The sequence below is a fragment of the Streptomyces sp. NPDC034085 genome, from assembly GCF_055575555.1.
Genome location: NZ_JBVISL010000002.1, coordinates 1 through 19428 on the forward strand (window position 1 = coordinate 1; position 19428 = coordinate 19428).

20 protein-coding genes are annotated in these 19428 nt (G+C 73.7%); 8 read left to right on the forward strand and 12 right to left on the reverse strand.

The window, feature by feature from the left end; translation table 11 throughout:
- The 3 genes from ACZ501_RS05150 to ACZ501_RS05160 form a co-directional block, all read right to left on the reverse strand.
- A partial coding sequence (locus ACZ501_RS05150; protein ID WP_468792716.1) for a hypothetical protein occupies positions 1-228 on the reverse strand: 228 nt, incomplete at its 3' end.
- A 177-nt stretch (positions 229-405) separates the two neighbouring features.
- Complete coding sequence (locus ACZ501_RS05155; protein WP_361600979.1) at positions 406-933, reverse strand: hypothetical protein; 528 nt, start codon at positions 931-933, stop codon at positions 406-408.
- A 266-nt stretch (positions 934-1199) separates the two neighbouring features.
- The gene (locus ACZ501_RS05160; RefSeq protein WP_361600982.1) at positions 1200-2126 is read right to left on the reverse strand and encodes a cyclase family protein; all 927 of its coding nucleotides are present in this window, start codon (positions 2124-2126) and stop codon (positions 1200-1202) included.
- 88 nt (positions 2127-2214) lie between these two features.
- On the opposite strand from ACZ501_RS05160, the gene ACZ501_RS05165 reads away from it, so the two are divergent.
- From ACZ501_RS05165 to ACZ501_RS05175, 3 genes are read left to right on the forward strand one after another with little or no spacing between them, the layout of a single operon-like run.
- Positions 2215-3126: an SDR family NAD(P)-dependent oxidoreductase gene (locus ACZ501_RS05165; RefSeq protein ID WP_468792719.1), complete on the forward strand. Its 912-nt coding sequence runs from the start codon at positions 2215-2217 to the stop codon at positions 3124-3126.
- A 12-nt stretch (positions 3127-3138) separates the two neighbouring features.
- Complete coding sequence (locus ACZ501_RS05170) at positions 3139-4341, forward strand: acyl-CoA dehydrogenase family protein (protein ID WP_468792721.1); 1203 nt, start codon at positions 3139-3141, stop codon at positions 4339-4341.
- Positions 4338-5405, forward strand: coding sequence for a Zn-dependent alcohol dehydrogenase (locus tag ACZ501_RS05175; protein WP_468792724.1), 1068 nt, complete (start codon positions 4338-4340; stop codon positions 5403-5405). Before ACZ501_RS05170 ends, ACZ501_RS05175 begins: the two co-directional genes overlap by 4 nt.
- An 18-nt stretch (positions 5406-5423) precedes the next feature.
- Here ACZ501_RS05175 and ACZ501_RS05180 read toward each other — a convergent pair whose 3' ends face one another.
- Complete coding sequence (locus ACZ501_RS05180; RefSeq protein ID WP_468792727.1) at positions 5424-6323, reverse strand: hypothetical protein; 900 nt, start codon at positions 6321-6323, stop codon at positions 5424-5426.
- Positions 6324-6376: 53 nt separating this feature from the next.
- On the reverse strand, positions 6377-6991 hold the full coding sequence (locus tag ACZ501_RS05185; RefSeq protein ID WP_468793799.1) for a flavin reductase family protein: 615 nt from the start codon (positions 6989-6991) through the stop codon (positions 6377-6379).
- A 118-nt stretch (positions 6992-7109) separates the two neighbouring features.
- Between ACZ501_RS05185 and ACZ501_RS05190 the strand changes: the two genes are divergently transcribed.
- Entirely contained in the window at positions 7110-7721 is a 612-nt protein-coding gene (locus ACZ501_RS05190; protein WP_468792729.1) for a hypothetical protein, read from the forward strand.
- Between the two features lie 124 nt (positions 7722-7845).
- On the forward strand, positions 7846-8640 hold the full coding sequence (locus tag ACZ501_RS05195; protein WP_468793802.1) for a VOC family protein: 795 nt from the start codon (positions 7846-7848) through the stop codon (positions 8638-8640).
- 52 nt (positions 8641-8692) lie between these two features.
- On the opposite strand, the gene ACZ501_RS05200 is transcribed toward ACZ501_RS05195, so the two are convergent.
- The 3 genes from ACZ501_RS05200 to ACZ501_RS05210 all read right to left on the reverse strand — a co-directional run bounded on the left by ACZ501_RS05200 (position 8693) and on the right by ACZ501_RS05210 (position 13419).
- Complete coding sequence (locus ACZ501_RS05200; protein WP_468792732.1) at positions 8693-9508, reverse strand: enoyl-CoA hydratase/isomerase family protein; 816 nt, start codon at positions 9506-9508, stop codon at positions 8693-8695.
- Positions 9509-9870: 362 nt separating this feature from the next.
- Positions 9871-12105 carry an acetate--CoA ligase family protein gene (locus tag ACZ501_RS05205; protein WP_361601006.1) on the reverse strand — a complete coding sequence of 745 codons (2235 nt, stop codon included), beginning with the start codon at positions 12103-12105 and terminating at the stop codon, positions 9871-9873.
- A 162-nt stretch (positions 12106-12267) separates the two neighbouring features.
- Positions 12268-13419 carry a flavin-containing monooxygenase gene (locus ACZ501_RS05210; protein ID WP_468792734.1) on the reverse strand — a complete coding sequence of 384 codons (1152 nt, stop codon included), beginning with the start codon at positions 13417-13419 and terminating at the stop codon, positions 12268-12270.
- A 159-nt stretch (positions 13420-13578) separates the two neighbouring features.
- On the opposite strand from ACZ501_RS05210, the gene ACZ501_RS05215 reads away from it, so the two are divergent.
- The 3 genes from ACZ501_RS05215 (at position 13579) to ACZ501_RS05225 (ending at position 15380) form a co-directional block, all read left to right on the forward strand.
- Positions 13579-14349, forward strand: a complete 771-nt coding sequence (locus tag ACZ501_RS05215) for a maleate cis-trans isomerase family protein (RefSeq protein ID WP_361601012.1) — start codon at positions 13579-13581, stop codon at positions 14347-14349.
- A 66-nt stretch (positions 14350-14415) separates the two neighbouring features.
- A complete protein-coding gene (locus ACZ501_RS05220) occupies positions 14416-14868 on the forward strand; it encodes a DoxX family membrane protein (protein ID WP_468792737.1) in 453 nt (150 codons plus the stop codon).
- Positions 14865-15380 carry a Zn-ribbon domain-containing OB-fold protein gene (locus ACZ501_RS05225; protein WP_468792740.1) on the forward strand — a complete coding sequence of 172 codons (516 nt, stop codon included), beginning with the start codon at positions 14865-14867 and terminating at the stop codon, positions 15378-15380. Before ACZ501_RS05220 ends, ACZ501_RS05225 begins: the two co-directional genes overlap by 4 nt.
- On the opposite strand, the gene ACZ501_RS05230 is transcribed toward ACZ501_RS05225, so the two are convergent.
- From ACZ501_RS05230 to ACZ501_RS05245, 4 genes are all read right to left on the reverse strand, one after another.
- Positions 15329-15994, reverse strand: a complete 666-nt coding sequence (locus ACZ501_RS05230; RefSeq protein ID WP_468792742.1) for a pyridoxine/pyridoxamine 5'-phosphate oxidase — start codon at positions 15992-15994, stop codon at positions 15329-15331. The genes ACZ501_RS05225 and ACZ501_RS05230 overlap by 52 nt on opposite strands.
- A gap of 41 nt (positions 15995-16035) precedes the next feature.
- Entirely contained in the window at positions 16036-16542 is a 507-nt protein-coding gene (locus tag ACZ501_RS05235) for a DinB family protein (RefSeq protein ID WP_361601024.1), read from the reverse strand.
- A gap of 643 nt (positions 16543-17185) precedes the next feature.
- On the reverse strand, positions 17186-17719 hold the full coding sequence (locus tag ACZ501_RS05240) for an NUDIX hydrolase (protein ID WP_468793805.1): 534 nt from the start codon (positions 17717-17719) through the stop codon (positions 17186-17188).
- Between the two features lie 325 nt (positions 17720-18044).
- Positions 18045-19244, reverse strand: a complete 1200-nt coding sequence (locus ACZ501_RS05245; protein ID WP_468792745.1) for a thiolase C-terminal domain-containing protein — start codon at positions 19242-19244, stop codon at positions 18045-18047.
- Positions 19245-19428: the final 184 nt, after the last annotated feature.

Genomic DNA, 19428 nt, shown 5'->3' on the forward strand with positions numbered 1-19428 from the left:
GAAGAAGTCACTGTCCGTCTTGACCGGCTTCGTCGTCGCGAACAGCTTCGCGGCCTCGGGAGCCGAGTAGAACGCCGACAGGCCCTGGAACTCCGAGTCCACGTTCGCACCCGCGTCACGGAACGTCCCCGCAGCCGTCGTGATGGCCGCATGGTCCTGCTCCAACGCGTCCAGGTCACCCGTGAACTGCGGGATCGTGCACGGATTGATCGGTACGTGGTCGGTCACTTCTGACCCGCCCCCCGAGGTCGAGCTGCCTTCGCGAGCATCCTTGTCTACCCGTCAGGTGACGCGAACACAAATGCGATTGGTTCCGGGGGCGGGGCGCATGAGAGGTGGGAAGGGAAGCCGGGGCGCCCGGGCCCGCGCCCGGTGGGGCGGGGCGCCGGGCGCCGGGTCGGGGTGTCAGCAGGGGCGGATGTGGTAGACCGGGGTCCAGGACGCCGTGCCGGAGTCCTTGGCCACGTTGGACCAGCGCTCGCTGCCGTTCTGGTTGTAGAAGCGGGCCCGGGTGCCCGGGGTCTGGTTGTTGTTGAACGTGCCGTCGCCGATGCCGCTGAAGCTGTAGTAGCCGCAGCGGTAGTAGTCGTAGTTGTTGCCCTGCCCGTCCCTGATGCACAGGTGGCCGTCGTTGCAGGCCAGTGCCACGCCCGGGGCGGCCAGGTCGCGGGTCTCGGTCTGGCCCGGGGCCCTGAGGACCAGCTCGCCGCCGGCGGTGGTCAGCTTGTTCGCGGATGTCTGGCGGGCCTGCGGGTCCGACGCGAGTACGGCGTCGACCCGCTGCTGGAGCTCGGCCGCCTGCGCGGCGGTCAGTCCGGCGGCGCGGGTCTGCTGGGAGAAGGCGGTCGAGGTGGAGGCTTCGGCTGTCAGTACCGGGCCCGCCATCAGGGCCGCGGTCGCGGTCATCATCGCCAGGATCCTGCGCGGTGACATGGGTGTTCCCCTCTTCTTCTTCGGCAGCCTGACAGGCCGGCCGTTCGGGGCGGCGGCCTGGGAGTCGCGGGACTCATCGTTCCGAAGCCGAGTCGCGGCATGAAGGGGGGAATCGGCCGGTTCGCGGCAGTTGGGGGGATATCTCCGAGCGCGTCAGCCCCACCAGCCGCACGGGTATCCGATCAGGTGTGTGGTCAATGCACCGTTTCCGCTGGCCGGCCCGGGTCCGCGGGACCGGCCCCGCGGGCGTGGCGTGATGGCGGGGGTCAGAGGACCGCCACCGGGGCCACCGGCGTGCCGGTGCCGCCGACGAAAGGTTCCGGCATCGCGGACAGCAGGAAGGAGTGGCGGCCCGCTTCCGCACAGGCTGTGGACAGCTCCTCCAGGTTCCAGTTCTGGCCCTGGTGCATGCCCATCTCGACCAGGTCGAGGGCGTGCACCGGCAGCCAGAGGTTCTCGATCTCCGGCGGGAAGATCTCGAAGGTGAGGGTGTCGTTCGCGACGGCCGCCACGTCGCGCGCGTGGAACCACTCCGGGGTGCGGACGGAGAGTCCGGGCGAGGGGAAGCCGTAGCCGTGCCGGTCGCCCGCCAGGCAGACCTGGATCTGGCCGGTGCGGACCAGGACGACGTCCCCCGCGCGGACCGTGACGCGGCCGAACTCCTCCGCCTCCGCGAGGTCCCCCGGCGTGACCGCGTGGTCGCCCGGGAGGCGGTCCAGGCCCTTGGCGCGGGCCACGTCCAGCAGGACCCCCCGGGAGACGATGTGCCGGGCCTTGTCGATGCCGCTGAACTGCGCGCGGGTGTGCGCGGTGATGGTGGAGGCGGGGCGGCCGTTGTAGATCCGGCCCGAGTGCGAGACGTGGGTCAGGGCGTCCCAGTGGGTGGCCGCCTGGAGTCCCATCGTCACCGCGTCGTCGCTGCACGCGACCGTGCCCGGGCCGAAGATCTCCTGGTTGATCTGCACCATCGTGTGCAGCGGGTTGACGCGCCCCGGGATCATCCCGGTCTGCACCCCGCCCTCCTCGAGGGGGAGGGCCAGGGGGACCCGGCGGCCCGTACGGATCTCCGCGGCGGCCGCCCGCACCACCTCGTCGGTGATGAGGTTCAGCGTCCCGATCTCGTCGTCGGCGCCCCAGCGGCCCCAGTTGTTGATCCGCTCGGCGATGTCGTGGAACTCGGGGGGCAGCGTCACCGGCCATCAGCTCCTAGGGCTTGTGTGAAGGGATCGGACAGGTCATAGAATCTAACGGTCCGTCAGAAAGTACGGGAAGGGGTCGTCCGTGGGGAACTTCTTGGCAGGGAAGGTCGTCGCCGTCACCGGCGCCGGCCGCGGCATCGGCCGGGCGGTGGCCCTCGCCGCCGCCGCCGAGGGCGCCAGGGTCGTCGTCAACGACTACGGCGTCGGCATCGAGGGCGGTGAGCCGGCCAGCGAGGTCGCGGAGAACGTCGTCAAGGAGATCCAGGCCGCCGGCGGCGAGGCCGTCGCCGTCGCGGACGACATCTCGACCATGGCCGGCGGCCAGCGCATCGTCGACACCGCCCTCGCCCGGTACGGGCGCGTCGACGGGGTGGTCTGCGTCGCCGGCATCCTGCGCGAGCGGATGCTGTTCAACATGTCCGAGGAGGAGTGGGACCCCGTCGTCGCCACCCATCTCAAAGGCACCTTCACCGTCTTCCGCGCCGCCTCCGCCGTGATGCGCCGGCAGGGCTCCGGGACCCTGATCGGCTTCACCAGCGGCAACCACACCGGATCCGTCGCCCAGGCCAACTACAGCGCGGCCAAGGGCGGGATCATCTCGCTGGTGCGCAGCGCCGCCCTGGGGCTGCACAAGTACGGGGTCACCGCGAACGCCGTCGCCCCCGTCGCCCGCACCCGGATGTCCGCCAACGTGCCGATGGAGCTGAAGGAGATCGGCGAGCCCGAGGACGTCGCCGCGCTCGTGACCTACCTGCTCAGCGACCGCGCCAAGGGCGAGGGCATCACCGGGCAGGTCTACACGGTCGCCGGCCCCAAGATCGCCGTCTGGGCCCAGCCGCGCGAACTGCGCGCCGGCTACGCCGAAGGCCCCTGGACGCCCGAGAAGATCGCCGACTTCCTCCCCGGGACGGTGGGCACCGACCCCATGCCGATGCTGGGCCAACTGGAGGCGATGGCCAGGGCCGCCGCCGCCAAGGACCGGCCCAACGCCTGAGAGGGGCGCCGCGTGGACTTCAGCTTCGGGGCCGAGGACGAGGAACTGCGCGCCCGCGCCCGCGCCTGGCTCACCGCGCACCTCGTGGGCCCGTACGCGCAGGCCGCCGGCCTCGGCGGCCCGGGCAGCGAGCACGAAGGCGTCGACGCCCGCCGCGACTGGGAGCGGGAGCTGGGGCGCGGCGGCTGGATCGGCCAGGGCTGGCAGGAGCAGGGGTACGGCAACCGCCGGCTCTCCCTCACCGGGCAGGTGGTGTGGGCCGAGGAGTACGCGGCGCTGCGCGCCCCCGCCCGCGTCGGCCACATCGGGGAGAACCTCCTCGCGCCCACCCTGATCGCCTACGGCAGCCGCGAGCAGAAGGACCGCTTCCTGCCCGCGATCGCCCGCGGCGAGGAGCTGTGGTGCCAGGGCTACAGCGAGCCCGGCGCCGGATCCGACCTCGCCGCGGTGCGCACGGCAGCCGTACGCGAACCCGGGCGCGGCGCGTCCGGGCGGCTGCGCGTCACCGGGCAGAAGATCTGGACGTCCCTGGCCCGCGAGGCCGACTGGTGCTTCGTCCTCGCCCGCACCGAGGCCGGGTCCCGCCGCCACAGGGGCCTGTCCTTCCTGCTCGTACGGATGGACCAGCCCGGGCGGGTGGAGGTCCGCCCGATCCGGCAGATGTCCGGGACGGCGGAGTTCAACGAGGTCTTCTTCGACGGGGCCCTCGCGGAGGAGGTCGTCGGCGGCGAGGGCAACGGCTGGGCCGTCGCCATGGGCCTGCTCGCCCTGGAGCGGGGCGTCTCCACCCTCGTCCAGCAGATCGGCTTCGCCGCCGAACTGGAGCGCGTCGTCCGGGACCACGCCGCCTCGGGCTCCACGGACCCGGTCCTGCGCGAGCGCCTCGTACGGCAGTGGGCGGAGCTGCGCACCATGCGGTGGAACGCCCTGCGGACCCTGGGGGCGGCGGGCGACGCGGGCGCGCCCAGCGTGGCGAAGCTGCTGTGGGGCGGGTGGCACCGGCGGCTCGGGGAGCTGGCGGTGGCGGTGCGGGGGGCGGCGGCGACGGCCGGGCCGGGGCCGTGGGCGCGCGGAGCGCCGTACGAACGCGGGCTCGACGAGACGCAGCGCCTGTTCCTGTTCACGCGGGCCGACACGATCTACGGCGGCTCGGACGAGATCCAGCGGAACATCATCGCCGAGCGGGTGCTCGGCCTGCCTAAGGAGCCCAGGTGAGAGGCGTCGTGTTCGACGGCAAGCAGGCCCAGGTGGTCGGGGACCTGGAGATCCGGGACCCCGGGCCGGGGGAGGTGCTGGTCGCGATGGCGGCGGCCGGGCTGTGCCACAGCGACCTGTCGGTGATCGACGGGACGATCCCCTTCCCGCCGCCCGTGGTGCTCGGGCACGAGGGCGCGGGCGTGGTCGAGGCGGTGGGGGCGGGTGTGACGCACGTGGCGCCCGGGGACCACGTCGCCCTGTCCACCCTCGCCAACTGCGGGACGTGCGCGGACTGCGACCGGGGCCGGCCGACGATGTGCCGCAAGGCGATCGGGATGCCGGACCGGCCGTTCTCGCGGGACGGCAAGCCGCTGTTCCAGTTCGCCTCCAACTCGGCCTTCGCCGAACGGACCCTCGTCAAGGCCGTGCAGGCGGTGAAGATCCCTGACGGCATCCCCCTGACCTCGGCCGCGCTGATCGGCTGCGGCGTGCTCACCGGGGTGGGCGCCGTGCTGAACCGGGCCAGGGTCGGCCTCGGCGAGACCGTCGTGGTCATCGGGACCGGCGGGATCGGCCTGAACGTCCTCCAGGGCGCCCGGATCGCGGGCGCCGCCACCATCGTCGCGGTGGACGCGAACCCGGCGAAGGAGGCGGTGGCCCGGCAGTTCGGCGCCACCCACTTCATCGACGCCTCGGCCGTCGAGGACACCCCGGCCGCCGTACGGGAGATCCTGCCGACGGGCGCGGACCACGCCTTCGAGTGCGTGGGCAGCGTCGCACTGATCCGCCAGGCCGTCGACCTCCTCGACCGGCACGGACAGGCGGTGCTGCTCGGAGTGCCGGGCTTCGCGGAGGAGGCGTCGTTCCTCGTGTCCTCCCTGTACCTGGACAAGACGATCATGGGCTGTCGGTACGGGTCCTCCCGCCCCCAGCGCGACATCGCCCTCTACGCCGACCTGTACCGGCAGGGCAGGCTGCTGCTGGACCAGCTGGTGACGGAGGTCTACCCGGTGGAGGACTTCGCGAAGGCCGTGGACGACGCCCGCCACGGGCGGATCGCACGCGGGGTGCTCACCTTCTGAGCCGGTGGCCCGGCCGCACTACGCGCGCCGGACCACCCAGGTCAGCGCCAGGGCCGGCGCGGGGAGGGCGAGCGGGGCCCAGAGGCGGGTGAAGCCCGCCACCGGCACGCCCAGGGCCACCGGCAGCAGCGCGAGGACGCCGAGGAGCAGCAGGCCGAGGGCGGGCAGGTGGGTCCGGGCGTCGAAGCGGCGCAGCCGGTCCACGTACTCAGGTTCCATGGACGACTTGATCGCGGCGCCCGCGACGAAGGGCCACGGCCCGAGGGTGATCAGGAAGATCGCGGTGACCAGCAGACCGGCGGGGGCGCGGACCGGCGACGTGCCCACGCCGACCTCGGGGTGGGCGGGGGCGAAGTAGACCTCGGCCGTGGCGCCCGGCTCGGGGCGCTTCCCGGTGTGCACACCCGCGACGGCGACGTCCCGCGGGCCGCTGTCGTAGGGGACGCGGACGATCACGTCGGTGGTGTAGTGCTCGTTGCCGTCGTCCGTGGCCGGGGTGTGCTCCGGTTCGCCGGCCAGCCGGACGATCCGGGCCTCGTGGCGGTCGTAGCCGGCCCGCTCCAGCCGCTCCGTGCGCCTGCCCTCCTCGCCGGACTCGGTGAAGCACATGATCAGGGCGGCGAAGGTGGCGAGGGGGACGCCGAAGGCGATCACGTGGATCAACGCGCGGTTCCGCCGGCCCGGCGGCCGCTTGCGCAGGTCGGCCTTCGGCGGGAGGCGGCGGGCGTGGAGGGACGCCGCGACCCAGCACGCCGCGAAGAGGACGGATGCGCCGGCCAGGGACGTCTCCGTGGTCAGCGGCGGGTACGGGCTCACTCCGACGAGGGCGCACAGGACGGCGGCCACGGCGCTCGCCAGCATCAGCCATCCGGTGGTGGTGGTCCACCGGGTCCGACCCGGCCCGTACGTGTTCCCCATGGCCCCCCGCCCTGACGTCGCCCGCAGGATAACCGGCGGGCGGGGCGGGGGCGTCAGTCGGCCAGGCGGGCGAAGCGGCCCTTGTGGAAGAGGAGCGGGCCGTCCTCGCCGGCCGCGCCCAGGGCCTCGACGCGGCCCACGACGATGAGGTGGTCCCCGCCGGTGTGGACGGCGTGGATGCGGCAGTCGATCCAGGCCGGTACGTCGTCCAGCTGCGGGGATCCGGTCACGGGGGCGGGCCGGTGGGGGACCCCGGCGAACTTGTCGGCGCCGCTGACCGCGAAGGCCCTGCACAGCTCGCCCTGTGCGGCCCCGAGGACGTTGACGCAGAACACCCCGGCGCGGGCGATCCGCGGCCAGGTGGTCGACGTACGGGCCACCATGAAGGTGACCAGGGGCGGGTCGAGGGAGAGCGAGGCGAAGGACTGGCAGGCGAAGCCGGCCGGGCCCTCTTCGCCCTCGGCGGCCGGGGCGGTGATGACGGTGACCCCGCTCGCGAAGTTGCCCAGGACGGCCCGGAACTCGGCGGGATCGACGGGCGCGCGCTCGTCCTCGCCGACGGCCCGCAGGTCGGGCCGGGGCAGGGCGTCGACGTGTCCGGCGGAGGTGGGGGAGCCGGCTGACCTGAGGTATCGGACGACGGTGGCCGCCATCCCTGCGTGTCCCATCACCCTCCCGATTGAAGCTGACGATACGTCAGATGGGAAGGGGCGCGGAGGCCGGGTCGGGGTGCGGGTGTAGGGTGCGGGCTGGTTGAACGTGTTCAAGTGGCGGGGGTGGGGCGCGATGGCACACGAGGTGCGGGGGCCGCTGGTGCGGGAGCCGGAGGTGGCCGAGCCGGAGGTGCGGGGGCCGCACGTGCGAGAGCCGCAGCCGCGTCAGCCCGCGAGCGTGTGGGCCCGGGAGCTGCCCGGGGCCCTGGCCCTGGCGGCCGGGCAGCCGCTGCTGCTGGCGGCGGGCTCGGTGCTGATCGCCTCCCGGCACGAGGACTACGACCCCGCCGCCGGCGGAGCCTTCGGGATCCTGCTGCTGCTCGTCCTCGGGCCCGTACTGCTGCCGCTGCTGGGGCTGGTGCACGCCGTCCTCTTCGCCCTGCCGGTCGCGGCCGCGGCCCGGTCCCTGGGGCGGCGTACCGGATTGCCCGCCGCCGGCCCGGCCGTCCTGCTGGGCGCGGCCCTCGCGGCGCTGTACGCGGCCTGGGGGCGGTCGCGCGGGCTGCCCTTCGGGCCGGCCTGGGCGTGGACCGCCGGCCTCGCGGTACTGCCGGTCGCCGGGGCGCTGTACGCGCGGGCCCGGGACGCGCGGCCCCTGGAGATGCTCGCTCGGGCCGCCGCCGTCACGGGCGCGGGGCTGATGGTGCTGCTGCTCGTGGGTGTGGGGCTCGCCGTGGGCGGTTGAGGGCCTGACCTGCGACCACCGAACGGGTGAATCCGCCCGGGCCCGGGCGGCCGTACGCCGCCCTCCGCCCGAGGGGTGGGCATGGTGGCCACCGACCGTGTCGCCCCACCCGCTGGAGGACCCCATGCTCGGCACCGCCTTCCGTACCGGATCGCCCAACTGGCTCGACCTCGGGAGCCCCGACACCGGCGCGGCCGCCGCGTTCTACGGGGCGGTCTTCGGCTGGGAGTTCGTCTCCGCCGGCCCCGAGGCGGGCGGGTACGGGTTCTTCCGGCTCGGCGGCAGGACCGTGGCCGCCCTCGGCCCGCTCACCGACGAGGGCGCGCGCTCGGCGTGGATGGTGCACTTCCAGAGCCCCGACGTACGGGCCACCGCCGAGGCCGTGCGGGCCGGGGGCGGGCGGGTGCGGATGGAACCCATGGACGTCATGGGAGAGGGCTGGCTGGCGCAGTTCACCGACCCGCAGGGGGCGGAGTTCGCCTCCTGGCAGCCGGGGAAGACCGGCGGTCTGGAGCTGGCCTCCGCCGAGAACAGCCTGGTGTGGGTGGAGCTCCACGTACCGGACCCGGTCGCGGCGATCCGGTTCTACGCCGGGGTGTTCGGCTGGCGGTCCACCGAGAGGGAGGTGCCGGGGATGACGTACCGGGTGCTGAGCGTCGGCGACGGCGACCAGCAGGAGGGGTCCTTCGGCGGGGTGGCGCCGCAGGGCGAGGGGGCGGGCGGCGCGTCCACGATGGTGCCGCGCTGGGTCCCGTACTTCCACGTGGCGGACGTCGACGCCACCGTCTCGGTGGTCGAGGACAACGGCGGCGCGGTGCTGATGCCGGCGGCGGACGTACCCGGGGTCGGCCGCATCGCGTGGGGCGCCGACCCGGCGGGAGCGGTGTTCGCGCTGCTGAAGCCGGACCCGCGGATGTAGGGGCCGGGGGCTGCTCCCCGGGGCCCGGCCGGTCCCCGGGGCGGGGGGACGGTCAGCGGCCCACGTACTTCGGGGTGCGGCGCTCCACGAAGCTCGCCACGCCCTCGTTCGCGTCGATGGTGGTCATGTTGAGCTCCTGGGCGGTGGCCTCGGCGGCCAGGGCGGTCGCCCGGTCGCCGTCCAGGGAGGCGTTGACCAGCTGCTTCGTGAGCGCGAGCGCGCGGGTGGGGCCCTGGGCCAGACGCTCGGCCCAGTCGCGGGCGGCCGCCTCCAGCTCGCCGTCCGGGACCACCTTGTTGACGAGGCCGAGGCGGGCGGCCTCCTGGGCGGGGACGGCGTCGCCGAAGAACATCAGCTCCTTGGCCTTCTGCGGGCCGAGGAGGCGGGGCAGGAGGTAGGCGCCGGCGCCGTCGGGGACGAGGCCGCGGCGGACGAACACCTCGATGAAGCGGGCGGTTTCGGCGGCGATGACGAGGTCGCAGGCGAGGGCGAGGTGGGCGCCGATGCCGGCGGCGGTGCCGTTGACCGCCGCGATGACGGGCTTCTCGCAGTCGAGGACCGCCGTGACGAGGCGCTGGGCGCCGAGGCGGATCAGGCGGGCGACGTCGCCGGCGACGCGGTCGGCCGGGGCGCTGCCGCTGTTGGGACCGGGGCCGGTGGTGCCGCTGCTGCGGAGGTCGGCGCCGGCGCAGAAGCCCTTGCCGGTGGCGGTGAGGACGACGGCGCGGATGCCGGGGTCGGCGGAGGCGGCGTCGAGCAGGGCGATCACGCGCTCGCGCTGGTCCGGGGTGAGGGCGTTCATGGCGTCGGGGCGGTTGAGGGTGATCCAGCTGACGCCGGCGTCGACGCGGTGCAGGATCTCGTCCATGGGGGCTCCTGGGAGACAGCGTTGCGCTGCATGGGTGGTGTGGGGGACGGCGTTCGGGTGGGCCGGGGTCGGGGGCGGGGTGGGGTGTCGTCCGGGACGGGCTTCGATGTTCGGCGCCTGTTCCGGATCCCGTGGGGAAGCGGTACCGCGCGCCGAATTCATCTCGTTTTAGTCCCGGCCAACACCCCACCCCGCCCCCGCCCCCTCCGTTGAGTGCACCTCGCCCCGCCTCACGGGCATCACCGGCCTGGCTGGTACAACCCAGCCTCGCCGGCGTTTGAGGCGCGGGTCCGGGCGGAGTCCGGGGAACGGGCGAAGGGCGGGGAGGGGATCCGGCTCCGTCCCGTACGAGCCGTGAGGAGTCAGAGGCATACGGCCAGGGCGTCCAGGGCCACCGCGCCCTGGCCCCGGGGGAGGACCATCAGGGGGTTGATGTCCAGTTCGGACAGGTCGTCGCCCAGTTCCAGCGCCATCCGCTGGACCCGCAGGATGACCTCCACCAGCGCGTCCACGTCCGCCGGGGGTGCCCCCCGTACGCCCTCCAGCAGGGCGTGCCCGCGCAGTTCGCGGAGCATCGTGCGGGCCTGGTCCTCCCCGAAGGGCGGGACGCGGACCGCCGCGTCGCCCAGCACCTCCACCAGGACGCCGCCCAGGCCCACGGTGACGGTCGGGCCGAAGAGGGTGTCCTGGGTGACGCCGACGACCATCTCGACGCCGCGTTCGATCATCTGGCAGACCAGGATCCCGTCCAGCGGGACGTTCTCGTAGCGGGCTGTGTCCGTGAGCTCGCGGTACGCGTCGCGGATCTGGCTCGCCGAGGTGAGGCCGACCTTGACCAGGCCGAGTTCCGTCTTGTGGGCCAGCTGCGGGCCCGAGGCCTTCATGACGACCGGGTAGCCGACCAGGCCGGCCGCGCGGACGGCGGCCGCCGCGCTGGTCACCAGCTGCTCGCGCGGGACGCGGATGCCGTAGGCGCGCAGCAGTTGCTTGGCCGCGTGTTCGCTGAGCTGCTGGCCGGGGCGCATGAGGGCCTGGGCCTTGCGGTGGGAGGGGGAGGGGGTGCGGGGGGCGTCCGTGAAGGGGGAGCGGTACGAGGCGGTGAAGCGGTGGTGGCCGAGGTAGGCGCGGACGGCGGTGATGCAGTTGCCGAAGGTGCGGAAGGTGGCCACGCGGGAGGAGCCGAGCAGGGTGGTGCGGTAGGCCTCCTCGGTGCCGACGGGGGAGCCCCAGATGACGCAGACCAGCTTGTCGGTGGCTTCGGCGGCGTCGACCAGGTCCTGGGCGAGCCTGTCGCTCATCGGGGGGAAGGGGCCGGTGATCGGGCAGATCAGCACGCCGACGGAGGGATCGGCGAGGAGGGCGTCGATGATCTTCCGGCCGCGCCAGTCGCCGACGGGGTGTCCGCCGTTGTCGACGGGGTTGGCGACGTTGAGGTACGGCGGGATCCACTGGTGCAGCTCGGCCTGCTTGGCCTCGGAGAGGGTGGGCAGGGTCAGGCCGGCTTCGGTGGCGAGGTCGGAGAAGTGGGCGCCGGTGCCGCCGGAGATGGAGTACACGACGACCCCGTCGGCCCGCGGCGGGCGGGCCCGGGCCAGGAGGGCGGCGGTGTCCTGGAGTTCGTCCAGCCCGTCTACCCGGATGACCCCGAACTGCCGCATGGCGGCATCCACGACGGTGTCGGCCCCCGTGAGCTTGCCGGTGTGGGAGGCGGCCATGCGGGCGCCGGTCTCGGTGCGGCCGACCTTGACCGCGACGACCGGGACCTTGTTGCGGGCCGCGCGGTCGGCGGCGAGCAGGAAGGACCGGCCGTCCTTGAGGCCCTCCACGTAGCAGGCGATGGCCCCGACCTCGGGCCGCTCGGCGAAGTAGGAGATGAAGTCGGAGGTCTCCAGGTCGGCCTCGTTGCCGGTCGGCGCCCAGTGGGACAGGCGGATGCCCAGCTCCTGGAGGGTGTAGACGGGCCGGCCCTGGTGGCCGGACTGGGTGATGAGGGCGATGGCCGGGCCGTCGAGGTCGTCGCGGAACTCCTGGAAGGCGTTGAGGTTGGTGTTCGGGCCGAGCAGGCGCAGCCCGGAGCGGCGGACGGCGGCGGCCAGGCGTGCCTGGGCGGCCGCGCCGGCGTCCCCGGTCTCGGCGAAGCCGGAGGCGAACGCGACGGCGAACTTGACCTTGGTGTCGGCCAGTTCCTCGATCACCGGGAGCGGGTCGGCCACGAGGAGCACCGCGAGGTCGACCTGTTCGGGCAGCTCGGCCACCGAGGGGTGGCAGGGCAGGCCGAAGACGGCGGTGCGCGTCGGGTGGACGGGGTGGACGCGGGCGCCGACGCGTTCGGCCCAGGCGATGAGCTGCCGGGTGATGCCGGTGTTGGGCCGGCCGTCGGTGTCGGAGGCGCCGATGACCGCCACGGACTCGGGCCGGAAGAACCGGTCCAGGTCGGGCACGTCGGAGTGCAGGGGCCGTCCGCTGACGTCCAGGGCGGCCGAGTCCTCGGCGGAGGGGGCCGCCGTGGAGTGGACGGCCGTCCTGGGGGACTCCCCGCAGGCCTCGACGCGTGCGCGGAAGTCGGTGGTGAGGGTGCCGTGAGTAGATCCAAGCATCGCTTCGCCCGCTCCCTGCTCGAAGAATCCCTAACTGACGCGTAGTCAGATTACTGAACTGACACGCCGTCAGGAACAGGGATGCGCAGGAAAGGTGGTGGAGGTGGTGTGCTTGAACGGTGGCAGAGGTGTTCGTTCCGGTACAGGGCTGGTTTCGGCCCTCTAGGACAGCGCCCTGGCGATGCGTACGGCGTCCAGGGCCAGCTCGCGGAACATGCCGCTGATCGGGTTCGTGTATCCGGTGAAGTACAGCCCCGGGGCGTTCCGGGGCGCGCGCGGGCCGTGGGCGATCGGGCGGCCGCGTTCGTCCAGCACGTCCAGGTGCCCCACCAGGCCCTCCAGCCCTCGCCGGTAGCCGGTCGCCGCGACCACCGCGTCCGGGGTGATCCGCGTACCGTCCGCCAGGACCACCTCGGCGCCGTCGAAGCCGGTCACGGCGGCCACCGGCTCCACCCGGCCCGAGCGCACGGCCCTGATCAGGCCGACGTCCTGCACCGGAACCGCCCCCTCCCGCACCCTGCTGTACAGGCCGGTCCGCGGGCGCGGCAGGCCGTACGCCGACAGGTCCGGCACGGCCTTGGCCGCGAGCGCCCCGAGCCGGTCCACGCACCGCACCGGCAGCCTGCGCACCAGGATCCCGGTGCGCTGCGCCGGCCAGCCCAGGGTGGAGCGGCGCACGATGTGCGGGGCGGTGCGCACGGCGAGCCGCACCCGCCGCGCCCCGCCCTCGGCGAGGTCCACGGCTATCTCGGCGCCGGTGTTGCCGACGCCGACGACGAGCACGTCCCGGCCGGCGTACGGGGCCGGCTCGCGGTAGTCGCGGGCGTGCAGCAGCTGCCCGGTGTACGTCGCGCGGCCCGGCCAGTCCGGGAGGGCGGGGGTGTGGTTGAAGCCCGTCGCCACCACCACCGCGCGGGCCGCGAGCAGGCGCCCGCCCGAGGCGTGCAGGGTCCAGCCCTGCCCGTCGGCGGCGCGCTCGATCCGGGACACCTCGACGCCGGTCACCAGCTCCAGCTCGTGGAAGTCGGCGTACTGCTCCAGGTACCGCACCACGTCGGCGCGCGCGACCCAGCGCCCGAACCGGCGCGGGATCGCCAGCCCGGGCAGGGCCGACAGCCGCCGGGTGGTGTGGAGCCGCAGCCGCTCGTAGTGGCCGCGCCACGAGGCGCCGACCGCCCCGGACCGCTCGACGACCACCGCGCGCACCCCGCGGGCGCGCAGCGCGGCGGCGACGGCGAGGCCGCCGGGGCCCGCGCCGATCACGTACACGGGGCGGGGCTGGGTGGAGGTCAGGTCGGGCGCGGGCTCGGACATGGGGAGTGAGCGTATCGACACCGAGCGTTGATGGGTCTCGGTCGAGGAGGGAATCGATTGCGGATCGATCACGGGCGGGGGCCGGTCCGGCGCGGCCCGTCGTGCGGACGGGGCGGATGCTGACAAAGTGGGGCGTTCAGCCCCCGAGAGGAGTGTGCGATGTGGCAGCCCGACGGGTGGGACGTACGCGTCCGCCTCGGTGTCCTCACCCCCCACGCCGACGTCGGCCCCGAATCGGAGCTGCGCGCCATGGCCCCGGCGGACGTCGGCCTGCACGTGGCCCGGGTGCCGTTCGCGGCGATGGGGCCCGGCGGCGCGATGGGGCTCACCGTGCCGCTCGCCCCGGTGCGCGCCTTCGCCGAGCCCCCGCACGTGGACGACGCCGCCGAGCTGCTGGCGGCCGCGCCGGTGGCGGCGATCGCGTACGCCTTCACCAGCTCCGCGTACGTGATCGGCGCGCGCGGGGAGGCGTACATGCTGGACCGGCTGCGCGAGCGGGCCGGCGGGCGGCCCGTGGTCGCCACCTGCGCCGCCGCCGTCGAGGCCCTGGCGGCGCTCGGGGCCGGGCGGCTCGCGCTGGTCGATCCGCCGTGGTTCGACGCCACCCTGAGCGACCTGGGGCGGGGCTACTACGAGGAGGCCGGGTTCGAGGTCGTGTACGCCGCCCCGTGCGGGCTGCCCAGCGGGCAGGCGCTGATCCGCCCGGACGCGCTGTACGGCTGGGTGCTGGAGCAGGTTCCCGACGCGGCCGAGGCGGTGGTCGTCGGCGGCAACGGCTTCCGCGCCGTCGGGGTGATCGCGGCCCTGGAGGCGGAGCTGGAACGGCCGGTGCTGACCGCGAACCAGGTGCTGCTGTGGGCCGCCCTGCGCGCGGCGGGCGAGCCGGTGGACGGGGTGAAGGGGTACGGGCGCCTGTTCTCGGGCGTGTGAGGCCCCTTGCGGGATCGGCCGCCATCCGCTGAACTGACGTACCGTCAGATCGAGGAGGGCGCCCCCATGCAGACCGTCTGGCTCACCGGGGCCGAATGGCTCGCCGTGCTCCGCATAGGCCTCGGCCTGTGGTGGCTGGAGAGCTGGCGGCACAAGGACAAGAAGGCCTGGTTCCAGCGCGGCACCGGCATCGCCTGGGCCGCCGACGTCGCCGGGAAGCACCGCTGGACCTTCGTGCGGGGCGGCTTCCGCAAGGTCGTCCAGCCCCGGCCCCGGCTGATGGCGTACGTCGTCGTCTACGCCGAACTCGCTCTGGGACTCGGCCTGGTGCTCGGACTCCTCACCCCGGTGGCCCTGGTCGGCGGGCTGCTGCTGAACCTGCTCTACCTCGTCCTGATGATCCACGACTGGGCCGAGCAGGGACAGAACTCGATGATGGCGCTCATCTCGCTCGTCGCCCTCTTCGCGGTGTCCTGGCAGACCTGGTCCCTCGACGCGACGATCGGAATCCTGCTGTGAGCGCCGTACGGTACGACCTCCCCGACGCGGACGAGTTCACCCGCCCCTACTGGGACGCCGCGGCCGAAGGCCGCCTCCTGCTGCGCCGCTGCGCCGACTGCGGGCGCGCCCACCACTACCCGCGCGAGTTCTGCCCCTTCTGCTGGGCCGGCGAGGACCGGGTGACGTGGGAGCCGGCGAGCGGCCGCGCGACGCTCTACACCTGGTCGGTCGTCCACCGCAACGACCTGCCGCCCTTCGGCACGCGCGTGCCCTACGCGGCGGCCGTCGTCGACCTCGCGGAGGGACCGCGGATGATGACCGAGGTCGTCGACTGCCCGCACGGGGACCTGCGCATCGGCATGCCCCTGCGGGTCGCCTTCCGGGAGGCGGCGGAGGGCGTGTGGGTGGCGGTCTTCCGGCCGCGGGAGCAGGGCTCGGCTCGTGCGGCCGACGCCTGGAGTTCCCGGGAAGAGGCGGCCTACGGCCAGAGCAGCTCCCGCAGCCAGGCGGCGCCGTCCGTGCGCCGGTAGCGCAGGCGGACGTGCCGGCGGGCGGCGTCACCCTGGAAGAACTCCGCCTCGGCGGGCTTGAGTACGTACCGCGTCCAGGTCGGCGCCGGCGCGTCCGGTTCCGCCCCCGCCCGCTCCCACGACGCCGCCGACGCCCGCGCCAGCTCGTCGGCGGAGTCCAGCACCTCGCTCTGCCGGCCCGTCAGGGCGGCCGCCAGCGCCCCGCGCGAGCGCACCGCCAGGTCAGCCCGGCTCTCGTCGGGCCCGCACGCCACGACCCGTCCCCGGATCCGCACCTGCCGGCCCACCGCCGGCCAGTAGAAGCCGAGCGCCGCGTCCGCCCGGCCGGCCAGCTGACGGCCCTTGGCGCTCGTGGAGTGCGAGGCGAAGTGCCAGCCCCGCTCGTCGGCGTCGTGCAGCATCAGCACGCGCACGTCGGGCCGCCCCTCGGCGTCCACCGTCGCCAGGCTCATCGTGTGCGGCTCGGCCTGCCCCGCCCGGGCGGCGTGGACGAACCACTCCCGGAACAGCTCCAGCGGCTCACCGGGCGCGGCCGCCGGATCGAAGCCGGGAAGCGGGACGTCCCACACCCGCAGGGAGTGCAGGACCTCGTGGAATGCGCTGCTGTCGCTCATGCGCCCCAGGCTAGTGCCGTGCCGGGAGGCCGCCGAGCGGCCTAAGGGCCGGTCGTGCCGTCGAGCATCTCGCGCAGGATGTCCAGGTGGCCGTTGTGGCGGGCCGTCTCCTCGGTGAGGTGGAGGAGGATCCAGCGCAGGTCGACGTGGAGGCCGTTGCGGACGGCTCGCCGGGCCCGCTCGTCCAGGCCGTTGCCGGCGACGAGTTCGCGGTAGCGGGCGCTTTGTTCGGCGTATTCGTCGAGCAACTGCGCGAGGGGGAAGTCGACGGCGATGCGCATCTCGCGGTCGGGGTCCTCCTCGGTCCAGGGTCCCCGGTCTTCCTCGCCGAGGAAGACCACCTGGAACCAGTAGTACTCGACCCAGCGCAGGTGGTTGATCACTCCGCTCATGGTCATCAGCGGTGAGCCCGGCAGCAGCGCCGTGCGGGCGTTCTCCGCGGAGACGCCGTCGCACTTGGCGCGGGCGGTGGTGCGTGCGTAGTCGAGGAACGTGGTGAGCTGGGTGCGCTCGTCCCACGCGGGCGGCGTGTCGTCGATTTTCGTCATCGCGCGAAGCGTCGCCGATCACTGCGCGCGATGTCGAGGTATTTACCGGCGGACCTGGTCTAGCTGGTGCCCGGCGGGTCGCTCCAGCGGGGCGGCCGCCGGCCACGATCCGCCGGACAGCACCTAGGGTGCGGGGTCATGGTAGGGGGGCGGGGGAGCAGGGGTGCGGTGGGGCGGGCTCACCGTTGGTTCGGGGGTTTCCCGTCAGTCCCATCGTCCTTCCGTGTCGGGCCGGTCCGTCAAGGGCGCTCCTTCGTCGCGTCGCTTCGCGATCGCCTTCGGCGACCCTTGACCGACCGTCCCGCCCCGGAAAGCCGAAAGACTGCCGGGAAGCCCCCAAAAGAACGGTCACCAGGGACACGTCCGAGGAGCGGCTCCCTCAGGGACGAGGCGAGGGGTCAGGGGCCATGACCCCTCGGGCATCCGGCCCCCACATCAGTGATTCCGGACCGGTGGCAACCACCTGCACGGGCCCGGAGCACGACCCGAAGCCCATCCGGCAGCAGCAGAGGCGACAGACCGCTGCGCGCTCCTCCCGTCTCGGCGACCGGCGGCCGACATGGGCTGATACCTGCACCGAATGACGATCAGGAGCGCGTCTGGGACCGGTAGAGGTATCAGATCGCTGTCCGGGGTGATGGGGTCAGCGGATTCCTTCGTCCATCAGGACGTAGAGCAGGGGGACGAGTGAGCCGCTGCTGACGATCTCACGACGGTCGATCATGCCCCTGATGTCCGCCAAGGGGATCCATTCGATGCGGTCCGACTCGTTCAGCTCGGTCGGCGGTCCCGCGTACGTGGCGCCGTCGGCACGGAAGAGGTGGTGCTGGGAGTCGGTGATCCCGGCTGCCGGTTCGGCGTAGACGAGGGGCTTCATCGGACCCGGTCGCCAGCCGGTCTCTTCGAGGACTTCGCGGGCGGCGGCCTCACCCGGGGTCTCGTCCGCCTCGACCAGGCCCATGGGGAGCTCCCAGGCCCATGTGTCGGTGATGAAGCGGTGGCGCCACATCATCAGGACCTCTCGCCGGTCGTTGACCACGGCGGCCACCGCCAGGTTCCGCAACTTGACGACGTGGTGTTCGAAGCGGCTTCCATCGGGCGTCTCCACGTCGGCGAACCACAGGTTCAACCAGTGGTTCTCGTAGATCGGACGTTCCCCGTGGATCTTCCACTGCATGTCCATGCCCCTCTCCTCGGCCCCCAGCATGCACCCCTGGACGTCCGCCAGTCGCTGAGACGGGAAGGGGTCATGGCCCCTGACCCCTCGCCTCGTCCCTGAGGGAGCCGCTCCTCGGACGTATCCCTGGTGACCGTTCTTTTGGGGGCTTCCCGGCAGTCTTTCGGCTTTCCGGGGCGGGTCGGGCGGTCAAGGGTTGAGCGCAGCGAAATCGCGAAGCGACGCGACGAAGGAGCGCCCTTGAGGGACCGGCCCGACACGGAATGACGATGGGACTGACGGGAAGCCCCCATACCCCCTCCGGCCCGGTCCAGGGGGCGGGCCCCTATCCCCGGCCCAGCAGGACCGTCCCCGAGGAGCAGAACCACCCTCCCGTGCCCGACGCCAGCGCCACCTGCGGCCGTCGGCCGCCGGGTTTGGTGACCTGGCCCCGGCCCGCTTCGCCGCGGAGTTGGCGGACGGCTTCGACCAGCAGGAAGAGGCCGCGCATGCCGGGGTGGCAGGCGGAGAGGCCGCCGCCGTCGGTGTTGACCGGCAGTTCGCCGTCCCGGAGCAGGCGGCCCTTCTCCACGAAGGCCCCGCCCTCGCCCTTGGCGCAGAAGCCGAGGTCCTCCAGGGTGACCAGGGTCATGTAGGTGAAGGCGTCGTAGATCTCGGCGACGTCCACGTCGGCCGGGGTCAGGCCGGCGCGTTCGAAGGCCAGGCGGCCCGAGACCGCCGCCGGGGAGACGGTGAAGTCCTCCCACTCCGACATCGTCGTGTGGGAGACGGACGTGCCCGTCCCCAGGACCCAGACCGGCTCCTTCGCCGTGTCGGGTACGTAGTCCTCCGCCGCCAGCAGCACCGCGCAGCCGCCGTCCGAGCGGATGCAGCAGTGCAGCTTCGTGAAGGGCTCGGCGATCGGCTCCGACGAGAGGACGTCGTCCACCGTGAGGGGGTCGCGGAACATCGCGTCGGGGTTGGTCGCGGCGTTCGCCCGGGCCTGCACGGCCACCGCGGCGAGCTGCTCCGGCGTCGTCCCGTACGCGTGCATGTGCCGCCGCGCGGCCATCGCGTACTTGGCGACCAGTGTGTGTCCGTACGGCACCTCGAACTGCAGCGGCCCCCGCGAGCCGAAGGAGAGGTTCGCGGTGCGGCGGCGCGCCTTGATGTCGGCGCGGGCGGTGGATCCGTACACCAGCAGGACGGCGTTGGCGTGGCCGGCGGCGATGGCGTCGGCGGCGTGGGCGGCCATGACCTCCCAGGTGGAGCCGCCGACGGAGGTGGAGTCGACCCAGGTGGGACGCAGCCCGAGGTACTCGGCGACCTCCACCGGGGCGAGGACGCCGAGGCCGGCCGAGGCGAAGCCGTCGATGACGGAGCGGTCCAGGCCGGAGTCGGCGAGGGCGCGGCGGGCGGCCTGCGCGTGGAGGGCGTAGGGGGTCGGGCCGTCGACCCGGCCGCAGTCCGAGAGGGCGACGCCGACCACCGCGACCCGGCGGCGGGGTGCGGCGGGGGGCGGGGGTGCAGACAGGGGTCCAGGCATGGGGGGACGGTACATCTGACGGTACGTCAGAAGCCAGACCGCCGTCGGCCCGCATGCGCCGGAGCCCTGCCGCCCGGCGCCCACGGCACACCGCGACAGCCGCCCCGCCCCCCGGAACCCCCGGGCCCGCGGCGCACCGCGACAGCCGCCCCGCCCCCCGGAACCCCCGGGCCCACGGCGCACC

Bases quoted from the DNA above. Each gene is read 5' to 3' on its own strand.
- ACZ501_RS05155 (WP_361600979.1), bottom strand. From the start codon at position 933: ATGTCACCGCGCAGGATCCTGGCGATGATGACCGCGACCGCGGCCCTG.
- ACZ501_RS05180 (WP_468792727.1), bottom strand. From the start codon at position 6,323: ATGGGGAACACGTACGGGCCGGGTCGGACCCGGTGGACCACCACCACC.
- ACZ501_RS05185 (WP_468793799.1), bottom strand. From the start codon at position 6,991: ATGGGACACGCAGGGATGGCGGCCACCGTCGTCCGATACCTCAGGTCA.
- ACZ501_RS05190 (WP_468792729.1), top strand. From the start codon at position 7,110: ATGGCACACGAGGTGCGGGGGCCGCTGGTGCGGGAGCCGGAGGTGGCC.
- ACZ501_RS05195 (WP_468793802.1), top strand. From the start codon at position 7,846: ATGCTCGGCACCGCCTTCCGTACCGGATCGCCCAACTGGCTCGACCTC.
- ACZ501_RS05200 (WP_468792732.1), bottom strand. From the start codon at position 9,508: ATGGACGAGATCCTGCACCGCGTCGACGCCGGCGTCAGCTGGATCACC.
- ACZ501_RS05205 (WP_361601006.1), bottom strand. From the start codon at position 12,105: ATGCTTGGATCTACTCACGGCACCCTCACCACCGACTTCCGCGCACGC.
- ACZ501_RS05210 (WP_468792734.1), bottom strand. From the start codon at position 13,419: ATGTCCGAGCCCGCGCCCGACCTGACCTCCACCCAGCCCCGCCCCGTG.
- ACZ501_RS05215 (WP_361601012.1), top strand. From the start codon at position 13,579: ATGTGGCAGCCCGACGGGTGGGACGTACGCGTCCGCCTCGGTGTCCTC.
- ACZ501_RS05220 (WP_468792737.1), top strand. From the start codon at position 14,416: ATGCAGACCGTCTGGCTCACCGGGGCCGAATGGCTCGCCGTGCTCCGC.
- ACZ501_RS05230 (WP_468792742.1), bottom strand. From the start codon at position 15,994: ATGAGCGACAGCAGCGCATTCCACGAGGTCCTGCACTCCCTGCGGGTG.
- ACZ501_RS05235 (WP_361601024.1), bottom strand. From the start codon at position 16,542: ATGACGAAAATCGACGACACGCCGCCCGCGTGGGACGAGCGCACCCAG.
- ACZ501_RS05240 (WP_468793805.1), bottom strand. From the start codon at position 17,719: ATGCAGTGGAAGATCCACGGGGAACGTCCGATCTACGAGAACCACTGG.
- ACZ501_RS05245 (WP_468792745.1), bottom strand. From the start codon at position 19,244: ATGCCTGGACCCCTGTCTGCACCCCCGCCCCCCGCCGCACCCCGCCGC.